The sequence below is a fragment of the Gemmobacter sp. 24YEA27 genome (assembly GCF_030052995.1).
In the GTDB taxonomy this organism is placed as follows: Bacteria; Pseudomonadota; Alphaproteobacteria; order Rhodobacterales; family Rhodobacteraceae; genus Pseudogemmobacter.
This window is the reverse complement of record NZ_JASJPW010000001.1, coordinates 2,884,626-2,904,186: the sequence shown is the minus strand read 5'-3', so window position 1 is coordinate 2,904,186 and position 19,561 is coordinate 2,884,626. Positions and strand designations below refer to the sequence as shown.

Genomic DNA, 19,561 nt, shown 5'->3' with positions numbered 1-19,561 from the left:
GCAATACGAAGCGAGGTGAGTCGCGCGAACGTGATAAGGACGCGGAGACTCACCCGGTGGGACAACCCGAAGAGACCGATGCCAGATAAGGCGCGGCCAAACGGGTCCAGAGGCGCAGGCTGGGGGACGGGCATCGCATGATCAGCTGGAGGTCGAAACCTCAGGCAGCGGAAGACGAAAAGCCGAAAGGCTTTGACGATTTCGACTTGCGGCTTGGTGATATTATGCGCGGTGAACGCGCGACGCTGGGCAAGTCCCTTCTTGATGTTCAGCGCGATCTGAAGATCAAGGCGACCTATATAGCCGCCATCGAGAATGCTGATATCTCCGCTTTTGAATCGCCCGGTTTCGTGGCGGGCTATGTGCGGTCTTATTCCCGCTATCTGGGCATGGATTCGGATATCGCTTTCGCACGCTTCTGCAAGGAAGCGAATTTCACCCCCGCCCATGGCATGTCGGCCCAGGCAGGGACGCCGCGCGCGGCCCAGGCGCGCCCGCGCAGCGATTTCTCGGAACCGCTTGCCAATCCCAATCTGACCTTCGTGCCGCGCGGCGAAAGCTGGCTCTCGAAGATCGAGCCGGGGGCTGTGGGTTCGCTTGCCGTTCTGGTCGTGCTGATCGGCGCCATCGGGTATGGCGGCTGGTCGATCCTTCAGGAGGTGCAGCGCGTGCAGCTGGCGCCGGTGGATGAGGCCCCTGCGGTCGTCGTCTCCATCGATCCGCTGCAACAGGATGTGGCGCAGCAAACCGCCATGAGCGACGAGGCGAGCCGGACCCCGGTGACCCAGACCGCTCAGGCCGGGGCCGCGCCCGATCTGATGGACCGGCTTTACCGTCCGCAGGCGCTTGATGTGCCGGTGTTTGAATCGCGCAATGGCCCGATCGGCTCGATTGACCCGCGTATAGGCGGGGCCGAGGCCGGCGGTGTCAGCGGCGTTGTCGCAGCAGAGACCGGCGCCGGGCCGCAGGAGGGCGTGATCCAGGTCACCGCCGATGCGCCTCCGGGTGTGCAGATCCTGGCGGTGCGCCCGGCCTGGATGCGCGTGAGTTCTGCCGATGGTACCGTCCTGTTTGAGAAGATCCTGAACACCTGCGAAAGCTATCAGGTGCCGGCGATGGAAGAGGTGGCAAGCCTGCGCACCGGCAATTCCGGCGGCGTCTATTTCGTGGTGGGCGGCAAGACCTATGGTCCGGCCGCACCCGGCGCCAATGTCGCGTCGAATATCGCGCTTTCGCCCGAAGCGGTGACCGGCAAATATGCCGAAGCCGATCTGGCGAAAGACCGCGATCTGGCGCGGATCATGACGGCAGATGCCAGCGGCGCGCTGCCCAATCTGGCTTCCAGCTGCGCGACCACAAAGCCCGCCCAGTAATCAGGGCGCGGTAATCTGCGACATTGCTGCAATGTGACCCGGCCCGTGCTGCGGGCCGGTTGCCGTGCGGCACGGGCGGGATTACATAGGGCGAGGCATCAACCGGAGTATGCGGGAATGAGTCTCAACCCGATCCGCCCCTGGCGGAATATCGAACGCCGCCAGAGCCGGAAGATCATGGTCGGCTCTGTACCGGTCGGGGGCGATGCGCCGATCTCGGTGCAGACCATGACCAACACGATCACGTCGGATGTGCGCGCGACGCTGGATCAGGTGATCCGTGCGGCAGAGGCGGGGGCGGATATCGTCCGTATCTCGACGCCCGATACGGATTCGACCGCCGCTTTGCGCGAAATCTGCCGCGAAAGCCCGGTGCCCATCGTGGCGGATATCCATTTCCACTACAAACGCGCCATCGAGGCCGCCGAGGCAGGCGCCGCCTGTCTGCGCATCAACCCCGGCAATATCGGCGACGCGAAGCGCGTGGCCGAGGTGGTCCGCGCCGCGAAAGACCATGGCTGTTCGATCCGGATCGGGGTGAATGCCGGGTCTCTGGAAAAGCATCTCCTTGATAAATATGGCGAACCCTGCCCGGATGCGATGGTCGAAAGTGGCCTCGACCATATCAGGATCCTGCAGGATCACGATTTCCACGAATTCAAGATCTCGGTGAAGGCCTCGGATGTGTTCCTTGCAGCCGCCGCCTATCAACAGCTGGCTGCCGCCACCGATGCGCCCATTCACCTCGGGATCACCGAGGCCGGGGGCCTGATGTCGGGCACCGTGAAATCGGCGGTAGGGCTGGGGAGCCTTTTGTGGTTCGGCATCGGCGATACGATCCGGGTCTCGCTTTCGGCGGACCCGGTCGAGGAGGTCAAGGTCGGCTATGAGATCCTGAAATCGCTGGGCCTCAGGACGCGCGGCGTGCAGATCATCTCCTGCCCCTCCTGCGCGCGCCAGGGCTTTGACGTGATCAAAACCGTCGAGAAACTCGAGCGCCGGCTGGAACATATCAAGACGCCGATGAGCCTTTCGATCATCGGCTGTGTGGTGAACGGGCCGGGTGAGGCGCTGATGACCGATATCGGCTTTACCGGTGGTGGTGCAGGGAATGGCATGGTCTATATGGCCGGCAAACAAAGCCATAAGATGAACAATGACCAGATGATCGACCATATCGTCGAGCTGGTCGAGAAACGCGCAGTCGAGATCGACGCCGAGACGATCAAAGCGGCAGAGTGAACCCACAGACATCAAAAAGCCCCGCAATCTTAAAGGATTGCGGGGCTTTTTTAATCTGTGGTCTGAAGGTCAGCCCTTGCGCTGGCGTTCGACAATCTGGCGCATTCCGTCCAGCGGCACATAGCCCCGCACCATCGCGTCATCGATCACGAAGGTCGGTGTGCCGTTGATCGCCATCGTATCGGCCAGCGCGTAATTGGCGTCGATCACTGCCTGGACTTCGGGCGTTGCGGCCTTTGCCAGCAGCGCCGCCCCGTCATGGCCCAGCCCTTCCGCCAGCCGCGTCAGCGTATCGGGCGTCATATCGCCGCGCATCGCGAAAAGCGCGTCATGCGCTTTCTTATAGGCCTCGTCGCCATGGAGCATCTTCACCGCGATGGCGAATTTTGCCGCCAGCACCGACTGCTCGCCCAGAACCGGGAATTCCTTCAGCACGAAGCGGATATTGCCGTCGCTTTTCACCAGTTCTTCGACCTCTTCAAAGGCCTTGTGGCAATAGCCGCAGCGGTAATCCATGAATTCGACCAGCACCACATCGCCCTGGAGATTGCCGCCCGACCAGTCGGCGGCATTGTTGAAGATCGCATCGCGGTTCGCGGCCAGCATGTCGATATCGCGCGAGGCGGCGGCATCATCCTCGCGCGATTGCAGAACCTTCATCGCCTCGATGATGATCTCGGGATTGGCCAGAAGGTAGTCGGCCACCGCGTCGTTGAAGACCTCCGGCTCGGCGGCGATCATGTCTTTCAGGCTTTCCGCCTTTACCGCAGGAACTGAGACAGCCGTCAGAAGCGCGGCAAGGGCGAGGGCGGGGCGCATAGGGGGAATCCTTCCGGGTTGACCTTGGCACGCGCAGGGTCCAGTCAGCCGGCTCGCGCGTGATTTCCGGCATTTTAGGGGGCAGCGGATGGGCATTACAAGTCAGGGATCCAGGCGGGGTGATGTCGATCCCTTTATTGTGATGGATGTGATGGAACAGGCCCGCCGGCTTGAGGCCGAAGGCCGCCATATCATCCATATGGAAGTCGGCCAGCCCGGCACGCCCGCGCCGAAAGCCGCCCGCGACGCGCTGATCCACGCCCTTGACCAGCCGCTGGGCTATACGGTCGCGACCGGCCTGCCCGAGCTGCGCGCGGGCATCGCCGGGCTTTACCGGCGCTGGTATGATATCGACATCGATCCTGCCCGGGTCATTGTGACCTCAGGCTCTTCCGGCGCGTTCCTGCTGGCGTTCACCGCGCTGTTCGATGCCGGCCAGCGGGTCGGGCTCGGGGAACCGGGCTATCCGAGCTATCGCCAGATCCTGCGCGCGTTGTCGCTGGTGCCGGTCGGCATTCCGGCGCAGGATGAGAACCGGCTGCAGCCGGTGCCGGCGGATCTTGACGGCCATGACCTCGACGGGCTGATCGTCGCCTCACCTGGTAACCCGAGCGGCACGATGCTCGACCGCGATGCGCTGGCGGCGCTGACCGGCTGGGCAGAGGCACGCGGTATCCCCTTCATCTCGGACGAGATCTATCACGGGCTGCATTACGCCGCGCGGGCGGTTTCGGCGCTGGAGGTCAGCGACACTGCCTGGGTGATCAATTCCTTCTCGAAATATTTCTCGATGACCGGCTGGAGGATCGGCTGGATGGTGGTGCCGGAGGATCAGATCCGCCGGGTCGAGCGGCTGGCGCAGAATATGTTCATCTGCCCGCCCCATCCTGCCCAGATCGCGGCCCTGGCGGCGCTGGATTGCACCGATGAGCTGGAGGCCAATCGCGCCGTCTACCGCGAGAACCGCCGTCTGATGCTGGAAGGCCTGCCGAAAGCCGGTTTCACCCGGATCGCGCCGCCGGACGGGGCGTTCTACATCTATGCGGATGTATCGGATCTGACGGAAAACAGCCTGGAATTTGCGAGCGAGATCCTGCAGAACGCAGGCGTGGCGGTGACGCCGGGGCTGGATTTCGATCCGATCCGGGGCCGGCAGCGGCTGCGCTTTTCCTATGCGCGGGCGACCGCAGATATTGTCGAGGGGCTGGCGCGGCTCTCGCGCTTCATGGCCGCAAGGTGAATGGACTTCACACGGCGGATTTTCCATAATCACGGGAACATTTTCCGGCCTTTGACAGGTTCCGGATGCGGGTTGCGGGGATCGGGCTCTATGGGAGTTTCAAGGCTGGCGCGGGCTTTGGCCGTGGCCTTTGCTGTTATGCTGTCGGGCGGACCTGTCCCTGGGCTGAAGGCTGAAACCAGCCCGCCGGCGGTCACACCTGTGCTGAGCGCGCTGGCCCGGTTTGATCCGGCGCAATCGTCGCTTTCGCAGGAAACCGGCGATCTGGTGCTGGATCTGTCGATCAGCCAGCCGGTGCCCTGGCGGGTGAGAATGCTTGATAACCCGCCGCGCATGATCCTTGACATGCGCGAGGTCGACTGGGCGGGCCTTGAGCGGATGCCCCAGGTGGCAGAGCCTGTTCGTGCGATGCGGGCAGGGATCTTCCGTCCCGGCTGGTCGCGGCTGGTGATCGAACTGGACGGGCCCTGGCAGGTGCTCCGGGCGGGGATGGAGACCGGCCGGGCAGGGGCCGCCGAGACGGCGCGGCTGACCATTCGTCTGAGCCCGAGTTCGGCGGCAAATTTTGCAAAGATCACCGCGCTGCCGGAGCCTGAGGAATGGTCTCTGCCGGTGCCTGCAGATGTTCCGGTGATCGCGAGGCGCGCGGGCGGGTCGATCATCGTGGTGCTTGATCCCGGTCATGGCGGCATCGACCCGGGCGCAGAACGCGACGGCCATAAAGAAGCCGATCTGATGCTGACATTCGCGCGTGAATTCAAGGAATTGCTGGCGCGGGACGAGCGGTTCAAAGTGGTTCTGACCCGCGAAGAAGACATCTTCGTGCCGCTTGAGACGCGGATCTCGGTGGCGCGGGCAGCGGGCGCGGATCTGTTTCTCTCGCTCCATGCCGATGCCCTGGCCGAGGGCGAGGCGCATGGCGCGACGCTTTACACCCTCTCAGATGCGGCCAGCGATGCCGCGGCGGAGGCGCTGGCCGAACGGCATGAGCGTGACGATCTGCTGGCGGGGATCGATCTTTCGGCCCAGGACGATCTGGTGGCGACAGTGCTGATCGACATGGCACGGACCGAGACAAAGCCAAGGATCGACCGGCTGGTGTCGGCGCTGGAGGCGTCGATAAAGGGGGCGGATCTCAGGATGCATCGCAAGCCGCATCAGGAAGGCGGCTTCTCGGTGCTGAAATCCCCCGATATTCCTTCGGTCCTTGTGGAGCTGGGCTTTTTGTCCTCGGCGCGGGATCTGAAACGGCTGACCGATCCGGAATGGCGGGCCAGGATGGCCGCGGCGATGCGGGACGGGATCCTTGCCTGGGCAAAGGAAGATGCGGCTTTGCGGGCGGCGCGGGACTGAGGGCCGCGCTGGACTGAGGGCGGCGCTGGACGGGGGCCGCGTGCAGTGGCGGGCCGGGCAGGGGGCGCTGCCCCCGTCATGGCGGAGCCATGACTCCCCCGGGATATTTAGTGACAGAAAATGCAGCGCGATGTCTGGCGCTTTGGTGAGGTTCCCCGGGCCTGTTCGGTCAGGTATGTTCGGTCGGGCGGTTTCCGCCGGGGTGACGATCTGGTGATGGCCAGGGTTTTGACGGGGGGGCGCGTCTGATATAGGGAAAGGCAGCATCATCCGGGGATCAGAGCAGTGTTGCGATTCATCGCCTCTTTCTTTGGGGCTATCTTTTCAGCTGTCACGCTTGGCATCTTCTTTGGTGCCCTGACGGTTGGCGCGATTTTCTGGATGTATTCGCGCGATCTGCCGAGCCATGAGAGCCTTGCGAAATATGCCCCCGCCACCATCAGCCGGATCTATTCCGGTGAGGGGCGGATTCTGGATGAATTCGCCGATGAACGCCGGTTGTTTGTCTCGGCCGAGGATATTCCCGATCTGGTGAAGCAGGCCTTTGTTTCGGCCGAGGACAAGAATTTCTTCAGCCATCAGGGCTATGATGCCGGCGGTATGCTCGCCGCCTTTTCCGAGGCGGTCAGATCGCGCGGCCAGGATGTGCGCGGCGCCTCGACCATCACGCAGCAGGTGGCGAAGAACATGCTGCTCGACGGGACCCGTAAGGGCGCCGCCGGGGTCGAGCGCAAGATCAAGGAAATCATCCTCGCCACACGGCTTGAGGAGACGCTGTCAAAGGAAAGGATCCTCGAGATCTATCTCAACGAGATCTTTCTCGGGCAGAATTCATATGGTGTCGCAGCAGCGGCCCAGACCTATTTCAACAAATCCCTGACCGAGCTGTCACCACATGAGGCGGCGACGCTTGCCTCGATGCCTAAGGCGCCCTCTGATTTCCACCCTGTGCGCAATCGCCAGAAGCTGATCGACCGGCGCAACTATGTGCTGCGCGAGATGCGGGACAATGGCTATATCGACGAGGCCAGCTGGAAATCCGAACGCGAGGCCCCGCTTTTGTCCGTGCAGAACGGTGATTTTCCGTCTTTCCGGCAAGAGCTTCCCGGGCGGACCTATTTCACCGAAGAGGTCTCGCGCCAGCTGTCGCGGGATTTCGGGCGCAAGGAATTCTTTGAAGGCGGCATGACGATCCGCGCCACCATTGACCAGGAATTGCAGGAGATCGCCCAGGCGGCTTTGCGCAAGGCGCTGGAGAAATATGACCGTGGCATCGGGGTCTGGCGCGGCACCGGCAAGACCATCGCAGCCGATCAGCTGTCCCGCGAGGAAGACTGGCGCGCGGCGCTGAGTGCGACGGATGTGTCGCGCGATATCGAGGGCTGGTATCCGGCGGTGGTGCTCTCGCTGGGCGAGCGCTCTGCCACGATCGGCATCGAGGGAGTGGCGGAAACCGGCGATATTCCGGCCGATGACGTGAGCTGGGCCAGGAAGCGCCTGGCCGATGGCAAGCTTGGGAAGAAGGCGACACGCGCTTCGGATCTGGTCGAGGTCGGGGATGTGGTGCTGGTGCGCCGCATGGTGAAGGATGCGGATGGCGCGTTCATCCGCTGGACCCTGCGCCAGGTGCCGGAAGTGCAGGGCGCCTTCATGGCGATGGATGTGAATACCGGCCGGGTCCTCGCGATGCAGGGCGGGTTCTCGTATCAGTATTCGGTGTTCAACCGCGCCACCCAGGCCGAACGCCAGCCGGGCTCTTCGTTCAAGCCCTTCGTCTATGCGGCGGCGCTGGACAGCGGCTATACGCCCGCGACCATCGTGGTCGATGCGCCGATCGAGATCGAGACGCCGCAGGGGCTCTGGACTCCCAAGAATGCCTCGAACAAATTCTACGGACCGACGCCTCTGAGGACCGGGATCGAGCAATCGCGGAACCTGATGACCATTCGTCTGGCGCAGGAAGTGGGGATGTCGACGGTCGCGGCCTATGCCGAGCGTTTTGGCGTCTATGACCGGCTGGGCCAGCATCTGGCGAACAGCCTCGGTGCCCAGGAGACCACACTTTACAAGATGGTGGCGGCCTATGCGATGTTCGCCAATGGTGGCGAACGCGTGGAGCCCACGCTGGTCGACCGGGTGCAGGACCGCTACGGGCGCACCATCTACCGCCATGACAAACGCTCTTGCGAGGATTGCGGCGCCGGTGATCTTCCCCGGGGCAACGGGGTGAAGATCACCTCGAACCGCGAGCGGGTGATGGATGCGATCACCGCCTATCAGCTGACCTCGATGCTGGAAGGTGTGGTGCAGCGCGGCTCGGGCAGTGGGGTCAGGTTGCCGGTGCCGGTGGCGGGCAAGACCGGCACGACCAATGACGCCAAGGATGTCTGGTTCATCGGCTATACGTCGAACATTGTGGCGGGCTGCTATATCGGCTTTGACCAGCCGCGGACGCTTGGCTCGCGCGCCTATGGCGGGACGCTTTGCGTGCCGGTCTTCCAGGATTTCATGAAAGAGGTCGTGAAGAAATACGGCGGTTCGAAATTCAAAGTGCCGCCGGGGGGTTATTTCGTGAAGATCGACCGGTTCACCGGCGCGCGGCTGTCAGATGATGCTTCGGGCGCGAATGTGGTGGCGGAATATTTCCGCGAGGGCACGGATGTCGATTTCGGGCTGGGCGCCATGGTGGATGGCGGCTTCGAAATGGGCCAGAACCTGCCCTTGTTTGCCTATGGCGAGACGGAAAGCGGCTCGGCTTCGGTCACAACCGCGACGGGCGAGACGCGGGTGATCCCGGGCAAGGCGGATTTCGGCACGGTGTCATCGGGCGGGCTCTATTGACCTGGCAGGCGCGCGCGCCGGGCGCCGCGCCTCGGGGTGGTGTCGCATGGGGCGCGCGCACAGGCCCCTTGTTCCGGAGAGCCCCAGGAGATATGACGCCGCTCGATGATTGAGAGGGTGAGTTATGCGCGCCGAGACGCAAGGCAATGTTGATCAGATCCGCAAGTCGCTGGGCCTTCTGGCACAGCGGATCGACCTTGAGATGGCGCCGCACCGGCTTGAGGAGTTCAACGCGCTGATCGAGCAGCCGGATCTCTGGAATGATCCGGCCCGGGCGCAGAAGCTGATGCGCGAGCGGCAGTCGCTGATGGATGCGCTGAACGGCTACCGGCTGATCGAAAGCGGGCTGAATGACAATCTCGGGCTGATCGAGCTCGGCGAGGCCGAGGGCGAGGATGCGCTGGTTGCGGAGGCTGAGGATGCGCTGAAGGCGCTGCTTGAGGTCGCGGCTCAAAAAGAGCTGGAGGCTTTGCTGAATGGCGAGGCCGACAGCAATGACACGTTCCTTGAGATCAATGCAGGCGCGGGCGGCACGGAATCGCAGGACTGGGCCGAGATGCTGGCGCGAATGTTCACCCGCTGGGCGGAGCGTCGCGGTTTCACCGTTGAGATGCTCTCAGAGGAAGCCGGGCAGGAGGCGGGGATCAAATCGGTCGCTTATAAGATCTCGGGCCATAACGCTTACGGTTGGCTGAAGACGGAATCAGGCGTGCATCGCCTGGTTCGGATTTCGCCTTTCGGGTCGGGCGACAAGCGCCAGACCTCGTTTGCGAGCGTGTGGGTCTATCCGGTGGTCGATGACAATATCGAGATCGAGGTGCTAGACAAGGATATCCGCATCGACACCTTCCGGTCGTCCGGCGCCGGCGGTCAGCACGTGAATAAAACCGACTCGGCGGTCAGGATCACCCACTTCCCGACCGGGATCGTGGTGACCTCCTCGCTGAAATCGCAGCACCAGAACCGCGAGATTGCGATGAATGCGCTGAAGGCACGGCTTTACCAGCAGGAGCTGGACAAGCGCTCGGCGGCGATCAACGAGGCACATGATGCCAAAGGGGATGCGGGCTGGGGCAACCAGATCCGCTCTTACGTGTTGCAGCCCTACCAGATGGTGAAAGACCTGCGCACCAGCCATGAGACCTCGGACACGCAAGGCGTGCTTGATGGCGATCTCGATCCCTTCATGGCGGCCACGCTGGCGCTGGATATGGCGGGCAAGAGCCGCGCCGACGCCGAGGGCTGACAGCAGCGAATCCGGCGGGAGTGTTTTTCTCAAGAGGAATACGGCATTTTGCTGCCCCTTCCTTTTGAATCTGAATACTCCGGGATGCGGGGCAGGGCTCCGCGCTTTTGCCGCTATGCCGCATTGCAAACAGCGGGAAATCACGTCAGGAAAGCGGGCAGAAATCTCCCCTTGCTGATGGATACCGCCCATGACCTTCCGCATCGCAATTCTCGGTGCCTCCGGCTATACCGGGGCAGAGCTTGTCCGGCTGATCGCCGGCCATCCTCAGATGCGGATCACCGCACTTTCGGCGGATCGCAAGGCCGGCATGGCGATGGCGGATGTGTTTCCCTTCCTGCGCCATCTCGACCTGCCGCAGCTGGTGAAGATCGATGAGATCGACTTCGCCCAGATCGATCTTTGTTTCTGCGCGCTGCCCCATGCCACCAGCCAGGCGGTGATCTCACAGCTGCCAAAGGATCTGAAGATCGTCGATCTCTCGGCCGATTTCCGTCTGCGCGACCCGGCGGAATATGAAAAATGGTATGGCCAGCCCCATACGGCGGTCGAGATGCAGAAAGAGGCGGTTTACGGGCTCACCGAATTCTACCGGGATGATATCCGCAAGGGGCGCCTGATCGCCGGCACCGGCTGCAATGCCGCAACCGGGCAATATGCGCTGCGTCCGCTGATCGCGGCGGGAGTTATTGACCTTGATGACATTCTGATCGACCTTAAGGCGGGGGTATCGGGGGCGGGGCGCTCGCTTAAGGAAAACCTCCTCCATGCCGAGCTTTCGGGCGGCACCCATTCCTATTCGGCGGGCGGCAAACACCGCCATCTCGGCGAATTCGATCAGGAATTCTCGAAAATCGCCGGGAGGCCGGTGCTGGTGCAATTCACCCCGCATCTGCTGCCGATGAACCGGGGCATACTCGCCACGACCTATGTCAAAGGCGATGCTAAGGCGGTCCATGCCGCGCTTGCGGCAGCTTACGCGTCAGAGCCGTTCCTGCATGTGCTGCCTTTCGGCGCGCTGCCCTCGACGCGGGATATTGCCGGCTCGAACCATTGCCATATAGGGGTGATCGCCGACCGGATCCCGGGGCGCGTGGTGGTGATCGCGGTGCTCGACAATCTGACCAAGGGCTCATCCGGTCAGGCGCTGCAAAATGCCAATCTCATGCTTGGGATCGATGAAACCACGGGCCTGTTGATGGCGCCTGTTTTCCCGTAACATCCTTCAGGGGACTTGATCGAAGTCAGGGCAAAGGGAAGCAATACCTGCCACCACTGCCCTGACGCAGGAAGGACAGCCATGCAAAGCACAGCGAAACCGCAATTCCGGGGGATGAAGGGGCTGAAGAAACAGCGCCGCATCCAGATCATCGTGCTTGCGGCGCTTGCCATGGTCCTGGCCACGATCTTCATCGGCTTCGCCCTGAAAGACGGCATCAACTTTTTCCGCAGCCCGACCCAGGTGCTGGCCGAGGCCCCGCCCGAGACCGAGATCTTCCGGCTTGGCGGCCTTGTGAAAGCCGGTTCGATCGTCAACCGCGCCGGCGTGCATTTCGATTTCATCATCACCGATGGCGGCGCCGAGATCCCGGTCCGCTACATCGGCAAGGATCCGCGTCCCGATCTCTTCAAGGAAAACACCGGCACCATTGCGACCGGCAATCTCATTGGGGGAACCTTCGAGGCGACCACGCTTCTCGCCAAGCATGATGAGACTTATATGCCGAAAGAGGTGATGGATGCGCTGAAGGAGCAGGGCGTCTATAAAGACCCGAAAGACCAGCCCGCCTCCTGACCCCATTCATCTGTCTCTAAATATCCCGGGGGTGAGCGGCTCCGCCGCGAGGGGGCAGCGCCCCCTTTCCCGGCCTGAAATCCCGGGCTTCGCTTGACCAATGCCGCCGCCTCTGGCAATGCCTGATCCATCAGGACAGGATTTGATCAGATGAACCTCTTTGCGGATATCCGCGGCGCGGTGGTGGATGCTCTGGGCCGGATGGCTCAGGACGGCGTTCTGCCCGCAGGTCTCGACCTCTCGAATGTCGCGGTCGAACCGCCGCGCGATGCCGCGCATGGCGATATGGCCACCAATGCCGCCATGGTGCTGGCGAAACCCGCAGGCCTCCAGCCGCGCGTGATCGCGAGCGAACTGGCCACCCGCCTGCTGGAAGATCCGCGCATTGCCGGCGCCGATGTTGCAGGCCCGGGCTTTCTCAACCTGCGGCTTGATGATGCGGTCTGGCAGGGTCTCGTCCGTGTCGCCCTCGCGGCGGGCATTGATTTCGGCCGCTCTGCCATTGGCGGCGGCGAGAAGGTGAATATCGAATTCGTCTCGGCGAACCCCACCGGCCCGATGCATGTCGGCCATGTGCGCGGTGCGGTGGTGGGCGATGCGCTCTCTAACCTGCTGGCCTTCTCGGGCTGGGATGTCACTCGCGAATATTACATCAATGATGGCGGCGCCCAGGTCGATGTTCTGGCACGCTCGGCCTATGAACGCTACCGCGAGGCCAATGGGCTTGAGCCCGAGATCCGCGAAGGGCTCTATCCCGGCGATTACCTGATCCCGGTTGGCGAGGCGCTGAAAGAGAAATACGGCGCCAGCCTGATCGACCAGCCGGAATCCGTCTGGCTGACCGATATCCGCGAATTCGCGACCGAGGCGATGATGGGGATGATCCGCGAGGATCTCGCAGCCCTCGGAGTGCGGATGGATGTCTATTCCTCGGAAAAGGCGCTTTACGGCACCGGTGAGATCGAAGCGGCCATCACTGAGCTGCGCGCCAAAGGTCTGATCTATGAAGGCGTGTTGGAGCCCCCGAAAGGCAAGCTCCCCGAAGATTGGGAAGCCCGCGAACAGACTTTGTTCCGCTCGACCGATCACGGCGATGATGTTGACCGCCCGGTGATGAAATCGGATGGCTCCTGGACCTATTTCGCGCCCGACATCGCCTATCACTATAATAAGGTGAAACGCGGCTTCGATCAGCTGATCGACATTTTCGGCGCCGATCACGGCGGCTATGTCAAACGGATGAAGGCGGCGGTGGCGGCACTGTCCGGGGGCCGCGTGCCGCTGGATATCAGGCTGATCCAGCTGGTGAAGTTGTATAAGAACGGCGAACCTTTCAAGATGTCAAAGCGTGCGGGCACATTCGTCACGCTGCGCGATGTGGTGGAAGAGGCGGGGGCCGATGTCACCCGTTTCATTATGCTCACCCGCAAGAATGACGTCGCCCTGGATTTCGATTTCGCAAAAGTGCTGGAGCAGTCCAAGGACAATCCGGTCTTTTACGTGCAATATGCCAATGCGCGGGTGAATTCGGTTCTGAGAAAATCGCGCGAGGCCGGAACCCCGGTCGATGACACCACGCTTCTGGCGGCAGATCACGCCTCTTTGTCGCATCCGGCGGAAATCGGGCTTTTGAAAAAGATCGCCGAATGGCCGCGTCTGGTAGAAATTGCTGCCCGCAATAACGAGCCGCATCGCATTGCCTTCTATCTCTATGAACTGGCATCCGAGTTCCACGCGTTGTGGAACCGTGGCAATGATGAAACGGAATTGCGCTTCGTGCAGGAGAAAGTGGCTGATTCACAGGCGAAAATCGCCCTTGCGCGTGCCACGGGCGTTGTCATTTGCGCAGGTCTTGCTATCCTGGGTGTGACGCCGGTTGAAGAGATGCGCTGACCAAAAGCGCCCGCAATCGGCCACGAACAGGCAAAGGGCATTATAAGCCCTGAGAGCAGGCGCAGAGGGCAGGCATGGCAAACGCTGATTTCGGCGATTACGGCGGCTACGCATCACAGGCGCGGCCGGGCAATTTTTCCGAAGCCGCTCCGATGCGGCCGACCCGTATTGGCGGGGCTCAGCGCGGTGGTTTTCAGGCCGCGCGGGCCCAGTCACAACCGCAACAGCCTCAGGCCGCAATGGCGAGGCGCGGGGCGTTTCAGGCCTATGACGATCATGACGGCTACGCGGCTCAGTCCGAACCGCAGATGCAGCAGCATGTGGCCCCGCAGATCCCGCTGACGCGCGGCCAGCGCATGGTAAATATGGCCGGCGCGCTTGGCTCGGTGGCGCTGGTCCTGTCGCTTGGTTATTGGGGCTGGGAACTCGCGGTACGCGATGTGCGGGGCGTGCCGGTGGTGCGTGCGCTGGAAGGTCCGATGCGGACCGCGCCGGAAGAGGGCGGCGGCATGGTGGTCGATCATCAGGGCCTTGCGGTCAATGATGTGGCGGCGCGCGATGGCGGCAAGAACTCGGACCGCGTGGTGCTGGCACCGGCGCCGGTCGATCTGGCGGCGGATGATGTGGCGGGTCTTGCGCTGGCCTCGGCCGCGCCTGCGGTCGCGCCTCTGGCCCCGGCAATGGCATCAGCCGGAACGGTGGATGCGCCGCGCATGTCAGCGGCAGAGGAATCTCCCCTGCCGCTTGAGGTCAGCCCCGATCAGCTTCCCGCCGCGCCGGTCCTCGCCACCGAGAGCCAGCCCGCAACGATCAGCCAGGATGAGGCGGTGGCGCTTGCCCTTGCCGAAGCCCTTGGCATGGATGAGACCGCCTCGGCCGATCTGGTCGCAGCGGCGGCACCTGCTGCGGCCCCGGCGGCGCCCGGTGCGATGACCTCTTCGCCGCGCCCGCGCATGCGGCCGTCGACGCTTGCCGCAACCGGCGGCTCCGCAGCCGGCACGCCCGAAAACGTGATGCAGACCGCAGCCGTTGCCTCTGCGCCTTCGGGTGCCGGCAAAGACCCGGCCACCATCGAGGCCGGCGCCCGTCTGGTTCAGTTCGGTGCCTATGACAGCGAGGCGCAGGCCCGGGCAGAATGGCAGAAGATCGCCGCCAGACTTGGGCCGCTGATGGTGGAAAAACAGATGGTGGTGCAATCGGCGGAAAGCGGTGGCCATACCTTCTGGCGGCTGCGCGGCTTTGGCTTTGCCAGCGAAGATGACGCGCGTCGCTTCTGCTCGGCTGCGGTGGCGGAACAGATCAACTGTATCCCGGTGACCCACAGATGAGCACGCCGACAAGGCCCGAAATCGGGCGCGGCGCGGCGATCTTTGGCCTTGCGGGTCCGGATCTCCTGCCGCAGGAGCGCGATTTTTTCCGTGACTATGACCCGTTCGGGTTCATCCTCTTCGCGCGCAATGTCGAAGACCCTGCGCAGCTGTCGCGCCTGACCGCTGACCTGCGCGACGCCGTTGGGCGGGACGCGCCGGTCCTGATCGATCAGGAAGGTGGCCGCGTCCAGCGGATGCGCGCCCCGCATTGGCGCGAATGGGAGCCGCCCTTTGATCTGATCGCCCGCATCGGCCCTGACAATGCGCCGCGCGCGATGGAGATCATGGCGCGGCTGATCGCATATGATCTGCGCGCCGTCGGGATTGATGCGAATTGCGCGCCGGTTCTTGATGTGGCCCGCGCCGACACCCACCCGTTCCTGAAGAACCGCTGCTATGGCACCGGCCCCGAAGCGGTGGCACGGATCGGTCGCGCCGTGGCAGATGGTTATCTTGCCGGTGGCGTGCTGCCGGTGATCAAACATATGCCCGGCCATGGCCTTGCGCGCCAGGATACCCATCATGAACTCCCCGCGTGACCTCGTCGCGCGCCGCGCTGCATGAGGTGGATTTCTGGCCCTTCACCGCGCTGTCCGATCTGCCGATGGCGATGACCGCCCATATCGTCTTCGCCGATTACGACCCGGATCATCCCGCGACCCAGAGCCCCGGGATGATCCGGGTGATCCGAGAAGAGATCGGCTTTCACGGCCTGTTGATGACGGATGACCTGAATATGGAGGCGCTTTCCGGCAGCCTCTCGGACCGCGCCTGTGCCTCGATCCGGGCGGGCTGCGATATCGCACTGCATTGCAAGGGGGATTTTGCCCAGATGCAGGAGGTGGCCAGCGCCGCCGGTGAGATGACTGAGGCCGCAAAGGCGCGCGCCGCCCGGGCGCTGTCACGCCGGGTTGCGCCCGATACGGTTGACATCGAAGGCCTCGGGGCGGAGTTTCTTGCTCTGTCGCGGGATGCCGATGGATGAGTGACGAGAAACAGCTGCCTCTGGCCGAAGACTGGTCCCTGCCGGAACGGCTTGACCCTGCCGCCCGGCTCGCCGCCGAGGCGCTGATCGTTGATGTCGACGGGTTCGAGGGGCCGCTGGACCTTTTGCTGACGCTGTCGAGGACGCAGAAGGTCGATCTGCGGCGGATCTCTGTTTTGCAGCTGGCGGAACAATATCTTCTGTTCGTGAACAAGGCCGCGAAGCTTCGGATTGAGCTGGCGGCGGATTATCTGGTGATGGCGGCCTGGCTCGCCTTTCTGAAATCGCGCCTGCTTTTGCCGCCCGAACCGGGCGAGGCGGGGCCCTCCGCCGAAGATCTCGCGGCGCATCTGGCCTTCCAGCTTGAACGGCTTCAGGCGATGCGCGAGGCTGCCGCGCGGCTGATGGCGCGTGACCAGAAGGGCCGCGATTTCTTTGTGCGCGGCCAGCCCGAGACCGTGTCATTGCAGCGCAAGACGCAATGGGAGGCGAACCTTCTCGACCTGATGCGCGCCTATGCCCGCATCCGCACCCGCGACGAGTTTCGCCCCTTTGTCATGGACCGTGAACATGTCTTCACCATGGAACAAGCGCTGGACCGGATGCGCGGGCTGATCGGTTATGTCGGCGACTGGGCGGATCTGGCGGGTTTCATGCCCGAGGGCTGGGATACCACGCCGATGGCGCGGCGTTCGGTCACGGCGGCGCATTTTGCGGCGGTGCTGGAAATGGTGAAACGCGGCCAGCTGACCCTGCGCCAGGGCGAGACTTTCGCGCCGATCCAGATCCGGCGGAGAGATCCGGAATGAGCCGCGAGCCGGAAGAACAAAGCCTTTTCGACGCACCGCCCATGGGCGAGCAGGAGCGTATGGTCGAGGCCATGCTCTTTGCCGCGACCGAGCCGATGACGGTGACGGAACTGGTTAAACGCATGCCGCATGGCTGCGATCCGGCCGAGGCGCTGGCCTATCTGCGCAAACGCTATGAGGGGCGCGGCGTGCATCTGGCCCGGGTGGGGGATGCCTGGGCCTTTCGCACCGCAGGAGATCTGGGCCATCTGATGGTGCGCGAACAGGTCGAGACCCGAAAACTGTCGCGCGCGGCGATCGAGACGCTGGCGATCATCGCCTATCACCAGCCGGTAACCCGGGCGGAAATCGAGGAAATCCGCGGCGTTGCCGTGTCGCGTGGCACGGTCGATCAGTTGATGGAGATGGAATGGATCCGCTTTGGCCGGCGCCGCATGACGCCGGGGCGGCCAGTGACGTTTGTGGTGACCGAAGGGTTCCTCGATCACTTCGGTCTCGAATCCGCGCGCGATCTGCCGGGGCTCAAAGAGCTGCGCTCGGCCGGGCTGCTTGAAAACCGCCCGATGCCGGGCCTCGATCAGCCGCGTGATGATGATGAAGATGAAGCGCAAAGCGGCCAGAGCGAGCTGTTCGAGGACTGAGCCTGCCGAAGGCCCGGGCTGCGCCAACCCGAGGAGGATGAGATGGATCTGAACCGGCTGATCAATATGCTTGTGAACATGTTCCTGCGCAAAGCGGTGAACAGGGGCATCCGCTCGGCGACCGATTACGCAGCGCGGCGCGGCAAAAACGAGGCGGAGCTGACGCCGGAGGAGCGCGAAAATGCCCGCAGGATGCGCGAACTTTCGGACAGGGCGAAGAAGGCGGCGCGGCTCGGGCGACGGCTCTGACCGGCCAGAGTGACGGGGCCTGTTGCGCTGCGGCGCGGGGCAGGGCAAAACTGCCCGTATGGAACTTTTCGATGACAGCGAGCCCGGCCAGGGCGCGAGCAACAGCCCGGAATTCACCGTCTCCGAGCTTTCGGGCGCGGTAAAACGGGTGATCGAGGGCGAATTCGGCATGGTCCGGGTGCGCGGCGAGATCGGTCGGGTGTCGCGCCCGGCCTCGGGCCATCTCTATTACGACCTGAAGGATGACCGTTCGGTCATCGCGGCCATCACCTGGAAGGGCCAGGCGGGGCGGCTGACGGTCCGGCCCGAAGAGGGGATGGAGGTGATCGCCACCGGGCGGATGACCACCTTTCCGGGCCAGTCGAAATATCAGCTGATCATCGACGATATTGCCCCCGCCGGGGCCGGCGCGCTGATGGCGATGCTGGAAAAACGCCGCGCCATGTTGCAGGCCGAGGGCCTGTTCGACCCGGCCCGTAAAAAGCCGATCCCCTGGCTCCCGGGCGTGATCGGGGTGGTCACCTCGCCTTCGGGCGCGGTGATCCGCGACATTCTGCACCGGCTCCGCGACCGCTTTCCGCGCCATGTGCTGATCTGGCCGGTGGCCGTGCAGGGCGAACGCTGCGCCCCCGAGGTTGCAGCGGCGATCCGGGGGTTTAACGCGCTGACGCCCGGCGGGCCGATCCCGCGCCCGGATCTGATCATCGTGGCGCGGGGCGGCGGCTCGCTCGAAGATCTCTGGGGCTTTAATGAGGAGATTGTGGTCCGCGCGGCGGCGGAAAGCCGGATTCCGCTGATCTCGGCGGTGGGGCATGAGACCGACACGACACTGATCGACTATGCCGCCGATCTGCGCGCCCCGACGCCGACCGCTGCGGCAGAGCTGGCGGTTCCGGTGCGCCTTGAGCTGATCGCGGGCCTCGACGGGCTGTCGTCGCGGCTTCTGCGTTCGACCCTGCAATCGGCCGAGCGAAAGCGGCAGCGTCTGAGCGATCTTTCCCGCGCCCTGCCGCGCCCCGAGGCGCTGACGGGTCTTGCGTCACAGCGGCTCGATCATGCGGCGGGGCGGCTTGGCGGTGCGCTTGGGCTGATGGTGGCGCGCCGGCGCGGCGATTTTGCGCGGGTGGCCGGGCGGGTGCAGCCGGGGCTCCTGCTGGGCTATGTGCGCGAGCGGCGTGCCGCGGTGGCCAATCGCGGCGATGCGCTGGAGGCGCGGTTTGCCCGCCGGTATGAGCGCGCCCAGATGCAGCTGGCACAATGGTCCTCGCGGCTGGAGCCGGCACTGATGCGGCTGACCCAGGATGCAGCGCGGCGGATTTCCGAACAGCGCCAGCGGCTTGAAGGGGTTGCTTTACGTCTTGATGCCGTGCCGGGCCAGCGCATCGCCCGCGCACGCGAGGCGCTGGAACGGCTGGATCGGACCCGCCAGAGCCTTGGTTACAGCGAGACCCTGAAACGCGGCTTTGCGGTGGTCTGGGGCGATGGCCACGTCGTGACCAGCGTCGAGGCGGCGCGACAGGCCGCCCATCTTGAAATCGAATTCGCTGCCGGCAGGTTCACGCCTGCGGGGCCGTCAGGGTCGGGTACGACAGATCGTCCGGCGCCGGTTCCGTCCCCAGCCGCCCCGGCCAGACCGGTAAAACCGGCGAAACCGCGCGGGGATGGCCCGGAAGGCGGCGGTCAGGGATCGCTTTTCTGAGCGCCC

Annotated in this window: 15 protein-coding genes and 1 pseudogene; 15 read left to right on the top strand and 1 reads right to left on the bottom strand. The window is 63.8% G+C overall.

Going from position 1 to position 19,561, the window contains the following annotated elements; genetic code table 11:
* Positions 1-137 precede the first annotated feature (137 nt).
* On the top strand, positions 138-1,373 hold the full coding sequence (locus QNO18_RS14455; RefSeq protein WP_283178237.1) for a helix-turn-helix domain-containing protein: 1,236 nt from the start codon (positions 138-140) through the stop codon (positions 1,371-1,373).
* A gap of 117 nt (positions 1,374-1,490) precedes the next feature.
* Positions 1,491-2,615 (top strand): flavodoxin-dependent (E)-4-hydroxy-3-methylbut-2-enyl-diphosphate synthase, encoded by a 1,125-nt coding sequence (gene ispG / locus QNO18_RS14450; protein WP_092898165.1) that lies wholly within the window; start codon positions 1,491-1,493, stop codon positions 2,613-2,615.
* A 69-nt stretch (positions 2,616-2,684) separates the two neighbouring features.
* On the opposite strand, the gene QNO18_RS14445 is transcribed toward ispG, so the two are convergent.
* The gene (locus QNO18_RS14445) at positions 2,685-3,434 is read right to left on the bottom strand and encodes a DsbA family protein (RefSeq protein WP_283178236.1); all 750 of its coding nucleotides are present in this window, start codon (positions 3,432-3,434) and stop codon (positions 2,685-2,687) included.
* A gap of 88 nt (positions 3,435-3,522) precedes the next feature.
* Between QNO18_RS14445 and QNO18_RS14440 the strand changes: the two genes are divergently transcribed.
* The 13 genes and pseudogenes from QNO18_RS14440 to xseA all read left to right on the top strand — a co-directional run bounded on the left by QNO18_RS14440 (position 3,523) and on the right by xseA (position 19,555).
* Positions 3,523-4,674 (top strand): pyridoxal phosphate-dependent aminotransferase, encoded by a 1,152-nt coding sequence (locus QNO18_RS14440; protein WP_283178235.1) that lies wholly within the window; start codon positions 3,523-3,525, stop codon positions 4,672-4,674.
* Between the two features lie 90 nt (positions 4,675-4,764).
* Positions 4,765-6,027 (top strand): N-acetylmuramoyl-L-alanine amidase, encoded by a 1,263-nt coding sequence (locus QNO18_RS14435; protein WP_283178234.1) that lies wholly within the window; start codon positions 4,765-4,767, stop codon positions 6,025-6,027.
* A 285-nt stretch (positions 6,028-6,312) separates the two neighbouring features.
* Positions 6,313-8,868: a PBP1A family penicillin-binding protein gene (locus QNO18_RS14430; protein ID WP_283178233.1), complete on the top strand. Its 2,556-nt coding sequence runs from the start codon at positions 6,313-6,315 to the stop codon at positions 8,866-8,868.
* Between the two features lie 124 nt (positions 8,869-8,992).
* Entirely contained in the window at positions 8,993-10,114 is a 1,122-nt protein-coding gene (prfB, locus tag QNO18_RS14425; RefSeq protein ID WP_283178232.1) for a peptide chain release factor 2, read from the top strand.
* A gap of 190 nt (positions 10,115-10,304) precedes the next feature.
* A complete protein-coding gene (argC, locus tag QNO18_RS14420) occupies positions 10,305-11,333 on the top strand; it encodes an N-acetyl-gamma-glutamyl-phosphate reductase (protein ID WP_283178231.1) in 1,029 nt (342 codons plus the stop codon).
* Between the two features lie 114 nt (positions 11,334-11,447).
* Complete coding sequence (gene ccmE, locus QNO18_RS14415) at positions 11,448-11,909, top strand: cytochrome c maturation protein CcmE (RefSeq protein WP_283178809.1); 462 nt, start codon at positions 11,448-11,450, stop codon at positions 11,907-11,909.
* A 150-nt stretch (positions 11,910-12,059) separates the two neighbouring features.
* Positions 12,060-13,802, top strand: coding sequence for an arginine--tRNA ligase (gene argS / locus QNO18_RS14410; protein ID WP_283178230.1), 1,743 nt, complete (start codon positions 12,060-12,062; stop codon positions 13,800-13,802).
* Between the two features lie 74 nt (positions 13,803-13,876).
* Positions 13,877-15,130: an SPOR domain-containing protein gene (locus QNO18_RS14405; RefSeq protein ID WP_283178229.1), complete on the top strand. Its 1,254-nt coding sequence runs from the start codon at positions 13,877-13,879 to the stop codon at positions 15,128-15,130.
* A pseudogene (locus tag QNO18_RS14400) lies at positions 15,127-16,157 on the top strand (glycoside hydrolase family 3 N-terminal domain-containing protein). The gene QNO18_RS14405 and the pseudogene QNO18_RS14400 overlap by 4 nt, the downstream one beginning before the upstream one ends.
* Complete coding sequence (locus tag QNO18_RS14395; protein WP_283178228.1) at positions 16,154-16,966, top strand: ScpA family protein; 813 nt, start codon at positions 16,154-16,156, stop codon at positions 16,964-16,966. The pseudogene QNO18_RS14400 and the gene QNO18_RS14395 overlap by 4 nt, the downstream one beginning before the upstream one ends.
* Entirely contained in the window at positions 16,963-17,607 is a 645-nt protein-coding gene (scpB, locus tag QNO18_RS14390) for an SMC-Scp complex subunit ScpB (protein ID WP_283178227.1), read from the top strand. Before QNO18_RS14395 ends, scpB begins: the two co-directional genes overlap by 4 nt.
* 42 nt (positions 17,608-17,649) lie before the next feature.
* Entirely contained in the window at positions 17,650-17,856 is a 207-nt protein-coding gene (locus QNO18_RS14385) for a hypothetical protein (RefSeq protein ID WP_283178226.1), read from the top strand.
* 58 nt (positions 17,857-17,914) lie between these two features.
* Positions 17,915-19,555 (top strand): exodeoxyribonuclease VII large subunit, encoded by a 1,641-nt coding sequence (gene xseA / locus QNO18_RS14380; RefSeq protein ID WP_283178225.1) that lies wholly within the window; start codon positions 17,915-17,917, stop codon positions 19,553-19,555.
* Positions 19,556-19,561: the final 6 nt, after the last annotated feature.